Source organism: Candidatus Similichlamydia epinepheli (genome assembly GCF_003056015.1).
The window spans coordinates 1-7,699 of sequence record NZ_PPEU01000040.1; the positions used below are offsets into that span (position 1 = coordinate 1).

Consider the following 7,699-nt stretch of genomic DNA (forward strand, 5'->3'; position numbering starts at 1 on the left):
TAAAGAGTTATTAACAAATTCATCTCCTGGACATCTACCAGTATGGACATTTTTACCATTCAGAAGATCAAATTCGAAATATTTTGGGGATCGAAGGACAAGCATGTTAGATGTTGCTTCTCGATCTCTGCCCATTCCTCCGTGGGATACAAATGATCAAAAATTCTGGATTGCTTCCGTTTTAGGCTTGCGTAGGAATATTTGTCCTTTCCTCTTTCCGAGCAAGTTGTCTTTGTCTGAAAAAGTTCAAATAATTCCCTTGATTACTCAATCTCTTCGGGATTGTGAACACTTGCATGGATTGACCTCTTTAGAGGCAGATAAAGCGAATCCTTGGGACCGCGATTTTTTGATTGAGAATTTCCTTTTAACAGAAAGCATCCACCAGGCACATCTAGGTGAAGCTTTTGTTTTCGATGAACATTTATCAACCCTTATCTTGGTTAATCTTTACGATCACATAATTTTAAAAGTCGCACAGACAGGCCATAAACTTCATGAGGGCTTATCTCGTTTAATGGAGTTAGAGAAACGCATGGAAGAAACTCTTTCTTTTGCTTTTTCGAAAGAGTTTGGTTTCATGACTTCTAATCCTAGGTTGTGCGGAACTGGCCTGCTTGCGCAGGCCTTCTTGATTTTACCTGGAGTCGTCTTAAGTCAGCAGCTTGGCCAAATTTTGAAAGCGAAACCTTTCAAAGGGATCACGTGTCGAATGTTGGTTGGTGGGATTGTTGTTTTAGAGAATCGATATGGCTTAGGCTCATCTGAGGATCAAGTCTTGGCTCAATTGGAAACTGCCATCAATCATTTGATTGTTGTGGAGACGAACGTCAATAAGAAGGCTATTTCTAATGGTGATTCTTTGCTATTTGATAGGATTGCCAGAACCTTAGGTCTTTTGCGTTACGCTCTCCATTTAACAACTCAAGAAGCTTTAGAGGCGATTGGGCTCTTGAAGCTTGGACTTAACTTAGGACTGATAGAGGGAACATCCCAGCGTGAATTGAATTCCTTGGTTTTTTCTGTACGAAAGGCTCATATGTCGGCTAGTCATAAAACAAGCCAGACGCTAGAACAGAATAGAGCTTTGCTAATGAAGAATGCAGTCAAGGGTCTGGAGCTTCGTTTTGATTCTTAGCCTGAATAGCTCATTCGGCAGAGCAGTGCATTCGTAACGCACAGGTGGAGGGTTCGAATCCCTCTTCAGGCATATTGACCCTTGATACGGTAATTCTTTTTTCTCGTTACTCTGCAAATAGCACCTTTACACCTTCTTTTTTCTCGTTGAAACTCATAATTCGGAGATAGCGAATGTTTAAAGTTGCGGCAGTGATTCTAAGTGGTGGTGAGGGTGTTCGTCTACGTCCTTTGACTGAGCATCGATGCAAGCCCGCTCTTCCTTTAATGGGGCGTTATACATTAATTGACGTCGTAATCAGCAATGCTCTTTCGGCTGGAATCGAGCAGCTATTCATAGTGACACAATATCTATCCCATTCTTTACATCAATGTGTCTCTCGTCACTATTCGAGAAATGAGATGATTCACCACATTAAATTCATTGGCTGGGGAGAAGGACGTGCATTATCGTTAGGGACTGCTGATGCCGTACGTAAAAGTCAAATTTACCTGCAAGAGTTAGATGTCGACTACCTTCTCATCTTATCTAGTGATCAAATTTACACATTTAATTTTCTTGAATTATTTCAGTTTGCTGAAGCCCGAAAAGCTGATTTAGTTATTTGCACAGTTCCCGTTCATGAGAAGGACGCTAAAAGAATGGGAATTATGCAGCTGCAATCTAATCATGTTATTACACGTTTTGTGGAAAAGCCTAATTCAGCAGAAGTATTAGACACATTACGATTAAATGATGGCGATAAACCATTCCATGCGAACATGGGCATATATCTCTTCCGAAAATCATTTCTCTTCAAGTTATTAGATGAAGACCCAAGATCAGATTTTGGAATGCATATTCTTCCTGAAGCTGTTCTAAATTATACCGTATGGGCTTACCCATTTAATGGGTTCTGGAAAGATGTAGGGACTCCGTTTGATTATTTCGAATACCATCTAGATGTCGCTTCTGGTATTGGACATCGTCCAACTCTTTTAAGTAAAACAAACGAACATTTATCTCCGACTCAGATCGGGAATGCCACTGTGAAAAACTCAATGATATGTGATAGTTGTTCTATTGGGAATTCGCTTCTTAATCGTTGTTTGATCGGCCCTCACAGCGTAATTGGGGACGATTCTAAGCTTCAAGAAGTTGTCTGCATGGGTGGGTCATCATCAAAAGTTCGCGGGACACAAATAGGAATGTCATCTTCTCTGAAACGAGTATTAGCAGATCAAGACACTATCATCGGCAACAACGTTCGATTGGAAAATATTGAAGGACTTGATTCATTTAATCACGATCTTTTTCAAGTGAAAAACGGTATTATCATACTTCCACAAGAAACCAACATCCCGGATCATTTTGTCTTCTAGAACGCTTTGGGCTCTTTCTGATCTTCATCTTTCACTTTCCTGTCGAGATAAGGACATGGCTCATTTTGGAGAGGCTTGGAAAGATTATCAAGAGAGGATCGCCTTCCACTGGAAAGATCTAGTAGGAGAAAACGACCTTGTCTTATTAGCTGGAGATTTGTCTTGGGCAATGAAACTGGAAGATGCTCTCATTGACTTGAAGTGGATTGATAATCTTCCTGGTGAAAAAATTTTAATCAAAGGCAATCACGATCCTTGGTGGTCATCTCGTAAAAAAATGGAGTCTGTTCTTCCTCCTTCCATGAGGGCCATATTTACAGATCCTATTGAGGTGGGGAGCCTTTCCATTGGCGGCACACGACTTTGGGATCACCCTCTAACATTTTGTCCTACATTAATAGAATGGTGCGGAAAGGATAGTATTCCCTCACCTTCTTGGACCGAACATGATGAGAAAATTTTCTTAAGAGAGATGGAACGTATGCGTTCTATTTTAAAAAAAATGCCCTCAGATAAAACGAAGATCATTATGACCCATTACCCTCCTCTTCACCCATCTTTAGAACCCTCTACACCTTGTTCTGAACTATTCGAACAGGAAGGTGTAAGTGTCGTCGTATTTGGACATCTTCACAATTTGAAAAAAGGCCTAGTCCCATTTGGAGAAAAGAACGGTATTAATTATCTATTTACCGCTGCTGACTACCTAGAGTTTCAACCGTTAAAGATTCTTTCGTTTTAAATCTGTTTGCTAATCTGTTCAAATATTTGTGGATCAACAGGAGTAGGCTCGATATTCCATATTAACTGAGCATATTTTTGAATTGAAAGATCAGATGAGAAAGATCCCATAGCAGCTACTTGCTTGAGGGCCAATCTCGCCCACTCTTTACGGTCCTTGAACAGCTCTTCAACTCGTTTTTGGGTTTGCCAATACGAATCAAAATCCATCAAAACGAAATAACGGTCTGGTGTTTCTCCATCCATTAAACTGGTATAAATCTCACGAAAAGCAATTGTTTCACTCTGATTAGTTGCTAATGTTCCATCAATCAATGCGTTAATTATGGATCCTAATTTAGGAGATTGTGCGATGATGTTTCTTGGGACATAGTTCCCAGATGAACGTATCTGTTCTATTTCATCTGCTGTTTTGCCGAAGCGAAAAGGCCAAAAATCATCCCCAACGGACATCCTCATCTCTATATTAGCACCATCCTCCGTCCCAATTGTAAGTGCTCCGTTAAGAGCAAGTTTCATGTTACCAGTCCCAGAAGCCTCCATACCAGCGAGTGAGATCTGTTCAGATAAATCAGCTGCAGGGATAATTTTTTCAGCCAGCCTCACACTATAATTTGGGATAAAATGAACTGAAAGAATTTTGTTTACATCTGAGTCAGAGGCAATTTTTCGTGCAATTGCGCAGATAAGTTGAATAATGTTCTTAGCAATTCTGTAAGATGCGGCAGCTTTTCCTGCAAAGATCGATACACGCTTTATACGATCCTTGCCTTTCCCCTGTTTGATTTCTAGATAGAGACCTATCAGATGCAATGCGTTAAGAAGCTGCCTTTTATACTCATGTATACGCTTAATTTGAACATCAAAAAGAGCCTCTGAATCTACATCTGGGAAGAGAGATTTTTTGTGATCTTGTTTAATTTTTAAAAAAGCTTCTTGGACTGACGGATCATCTGCGAAAGACGCAAATTTCTCCAACTCAAGAGACTTAAGAATCCATTGGTTGCCGATAGATTGGCAAATTAAATTAGTTAATTGAGGGTTCGCAATAAGAAGCCAACGTCTATGTGTAATACCGTTTGTCACATTGCAAAATCTTTCTGGATAAATATCCACAAAATCACGAAAAAGGTTCTTTTTTATCAACTCAGAGTGCAACTTGGCGACTCCATTCACCTTATGCGATCCGAATATTGCCAAATGTGCCATCTTGACTTGACCATGATGAAACATGGAAAGCCTTTGAACTTTCTCCTCATCATTGGGGAACTTCTCTCTAACCTTGTTACACAGCTGATGGTTTAGCATTTCGATGATTCGATACTGTCTAGGAAGCAATTTATGAATAAGAGTCTGATCCCATTTCTCTAGGGCTTCATTCAAGATCGTATGATTAGTATAGGCAGTACATTGAACCGTTATGGAAAGAGCTTGCTGAAATTCCATTTTGGCTTCTTCTTGCAACAAGCGAATCATCTCAGGAACAACTAACGAAGCATGCGTATCATTGATATGTAACGAAACTACATCAGGGAAACGCGACCAATCATTCTCATATTTAACTTTGAAGCGGGAAAAAATGTCTTGCAAAGATGCAGAAACTAAAAGGAACTCTTGCTTAATACGAAAAACCTTTCCAAGCATATGTTGATCATTCGGATAAAGAACATCTGTCAAAGCAGTATTTTCTGATGCTTGTTCTAGGGAACCAGCATTGAATTGCTGAATGCGAAAATTCCTTGGACTCTCTTTCGTTGACCATAGTCGAATTGTATTCACATTGTGATATTTCGAATCAGAATAGCCAATGATAGGCAAGTCGTAAGGTAAAGCCCTAACCTCTTCACATGCAGAAAAATCATTTTCTTCGTTCCAATTTCCTCCGAAACATATTTTTTGGGCGCGCAAATCTCTACGAAATTCCCAAGGATTTTCATTTAACAACCAGCAATCTGGTCTCTCTACTTGGACCCCGTTTTCCAGCTCTTGACTGAAGAGTCCGTATTGATAACGAAGTCCATATCCCATTGCAGGATACATTTGTGTGGAAAGAGATTCAAAAAAAGAAGCTGCTAAACGCCCAAGACCACCATTTCCAAGAGCTGGCTCAGGCTCAAGCGCTAATAAGTCTCTAGGCTCTAATCCGAGAATCTCAAGTGCTTTCTCACATATGCCCATGCAGCGCAAGTTGGTCACATTAGAAATTCCTATTCTGCCAGGAAGATATTCCATAGAGAAATAGTAATTAATTCTCGATCCAGACTTGTTATATCCTTTCCACGTGGCCATCCAATGTACCAGAAGGAGTTCTCTAAAGGCGTAACAAAAAGCACGATACAAATCGAAATCAGAAACAGATTCCAACGTTCTACCAATCTGAAGGAATAGATAATCCTTCATCTTTTGTGCAATCCTGATAGGAACTCCTTCGTCCAACATCACAAATCCCCAAACGATTTAAAGACGCCTATCTATTCGTTCAGAGCATATAATCCAATATAAAAATGAATATCTTTAAGTGAAATTTTCCAGTCAGTTTACAAAGAAAATTGTGATAATTAGCCTATTTATTTCAGAAACTTTATTAACAAGTGTCATCCAGCAAAACTTGAATAGATTAAATTAAAATATTGATTTTTCTTTGAGATATTTAGTGTTTCAATAGCCTATTGACCTCTACTCAATATTGTGTAATAGAACGACTAACTCAAGAGATACCTAAAGGAAGGTTATGGAAAATTGGATCAGGTCTTTTTTACAACACATCGGAGTTAAGTTACAAAAAGTAAATTCCCCGGAGTGGTATGACAATCTAATAAAGCCTTGGTGGACTCCACCCAAATGGATCTTTTCTCCAGTGTGGACTGTACTTTACGCTATGATTGCGTTAGCTGCGTTTCGTATTTTTCTAGTCTTATCAGGTGGTAGAAGATTAAATATTATTCGTAAACTTTTCATAATACAGTTCTTAGCTAACGTCGTTTGGTCGACTCTATTCTTCGAATTACATCAGATTCAACTAGCTTTCTTTAACCTATTGGTACTGTGGATCGTGAACGGCGCGACTATATTCCTTCTTCGGACTGAAGATCATTGCTCAGCATTTATCCTCCTTCCTTATCAGATTTGGATTACACTTGCTCTATTACTAAATGGTGCTATTCTATGGCTGAATTAGACCGTTGTATCATTTGAGAGAGATTCTCCCTCATTCAGAAGATCTCTTTCTAGCTTTTGGTAAAAGCGTAACAAATCACGGTACCGTGCGGCTTCTTCATACTGCTTCTTTTGGGAAGCTTTCCTCATGGATTTGTCGTATGCTTTGATCAGCTTGCGAGCCTCTTGAGCACTAGTCACTACATGCTTATGGTCCTCATCAATATTTGGACCTTTTTGGAGTAGTCCGCTTAACTTCCCCTCTCTACGAACTGTCGTTTTTGGAGAAATCCCAAACTCACGATTGTGTCTCTCTTGGATCTCTCTTCTTCTGTTCATTTCCAATATTGTCTTCTCAATTGAAGAAGTAATGTTGTCGGCATACATTATTACACGTCCATTTTCATTTCGGGCCGCTCGCCCAGAAATTTGAACAAGAGATGTAGAACTTCTTAGAAAACCCTCACGATCTGCATCAAGAACGGCAACTAAGCCAACCTCAGGAAGATCAAGACCTTCTCTGAGCAAATTAATTCCAACTAGGACATCACACCCACCTCTTCTCAATTTGGACAAAAGGTAAACACGATCAATTGTACCAATATCGGAATGCATATATTCAGACTGAATTCCGATTGATCTGAAAAATCCTGCTAACTCCTCAGCTAGCTTCTTGGTCAGAGTAGTGATTAGCACTCTACGACCAGATTCTACCTCCTTCCTCACCTCACAGATCAAATCATCAACTTGATTTGTAGAAGGTCGCACCTCTACAACAGGATCTATCAGCCCAGTCGGACGAATAATCTGCTCAATCATTTTTCCGTTAGACTCATTTATCTCCCATTCTCCTGGGGTAGCTGATACATATATCACTTGTTGAATCTTCTGGAGGAATTCCTCGAAACGAAGAGGACGATTATCGGACGCCGAAGGCAACCTAAAGCCATATGAAATTAAAGTATCTTTCCTTGAACGATCTCCGTGATACATTGCTCGGACTTGAGGAATTGTCTGATGCGATTCGTCTACAATTAAAAGAAAATCCGAAGGAAAATAATCAATAAGACAAGAAGGTGGAGCACCTGGACTTCTTCCATCGAAGTGTCTACTGTAATTCTCAACTCCCTTGCAGTAACCCAACTGCAAAATCATTTCTATATCACAACATGTTCTCTGACGAATACGTTCACTTTGTAAAACTAAACCACGTGATAAAAAATCCTTCTCTGCACTTTCAAGCTCTCTACGAATCAAATAGACTGCCTCTTCGCGAACGTCAGAAGAACTGACATAGTGAGAT

At 39.7% G+C, this 7,699-nt stretch carries 6 protein-coding genes and 1 tRNA gene; 5 read left to right on the forward strand and 2 right to left on the reverse strand.

The window, feature by feature from the left end; all coding sequences use genetic code 11:
* The 4 genes from GCCT14_RS03055 to GCCT14_RS03070 form a co-directional block, all read left to right on the forward strand.
* On the forward strand, positions 1-1,138 hold a 1,138-nt coding region (locus GCCT14_RS03055; RefSeq protein WP_108624194.1), incomplete at its 5' end, for a hypothetical protein.
* Positions 1,138-1,210, forward strand: a tRNA-Thr gene (locus GCCT14_RS03060). The genes GCCT14_RS03055 and GCCT14_RS03060, both read left to right, overlap by 1 nt.
* Before the next feature lie 101 nt (positions 1,211-1,311).
* The gene (locus tag GCCT14_RS03065) at positions 1,312-2,499 is read left to right on the forward strand and encodes a sugar phosphate nucleotidyltransferase (RefSeq protein ID WP_108624195.1); all 1,188 of its coding nucleotides are present in this window, start codon (positions 1,312-1,314) and stop codon (positions 2,497-2,499) included.
* On the forward strand, positions 2,489-3,241 hold the full coding sequence (locus GCCT14_RS03070; RefSeq protein WP_157952548.1) for a metallophosphoesterase: 753 nt from the start codon (positions 2,489-2,491) through the stop codon (positions 3,239-3,241). The genes GCCT14_RS03065 and GCCT14_RS03070 overlap by 11 nt, the downstream gene beginning before the upstream one ends.
* Here GCCT14_RS03070 and glgP read toward each other — a convergent pair.
* Positions 3,238-5,679, reverse strand: a complete 2,442-nt coding sequence (gene glgP, locus GCCT14_RS03075) for a glycogen/starch/alpha-glucan family phosphorylase (RefSeq protein ID WP_108624197.1) — start codon at positions 5,677-5,679, stop codon at positions 3,238-3,240. The genes GCCT14_RS03070 and glgP overlap by 4 nt on opposite strands.
* A gap of 292 nt (positions 5,680-5,971) precedes the next feature.
* Between glgP and GCCT14_RS03080 the strand changes: the two genes are divergently transcribed.
* Positions 5,972-6,418 carry a TspO/MBR family protein gene (locus tag GCCT14_RS03080; RefSeq protein ID WP_108624198.1) on the forward strand — a complete coding sequence of 149 codons (447 nt, stop codon included), beginning with the start codon at positions 5,972-5,974 and terminating at the stop codon, positions 6,416-6,418.
* Here GCCT14_RS03080 and GCCT14_RS03085 read toward each other — a convergent pair.
* On the reverse strand, positions 6,415-7,699 hold a 1,285-nt coding region (locus GCCT14_RS03085; protein ID WP_192875487.1), incomplete at its 5' end, for a helicase-related protein. The genes GCCT14_RS03080 and GCCT14_RS03085 overlap by 4 nt on opposite strands.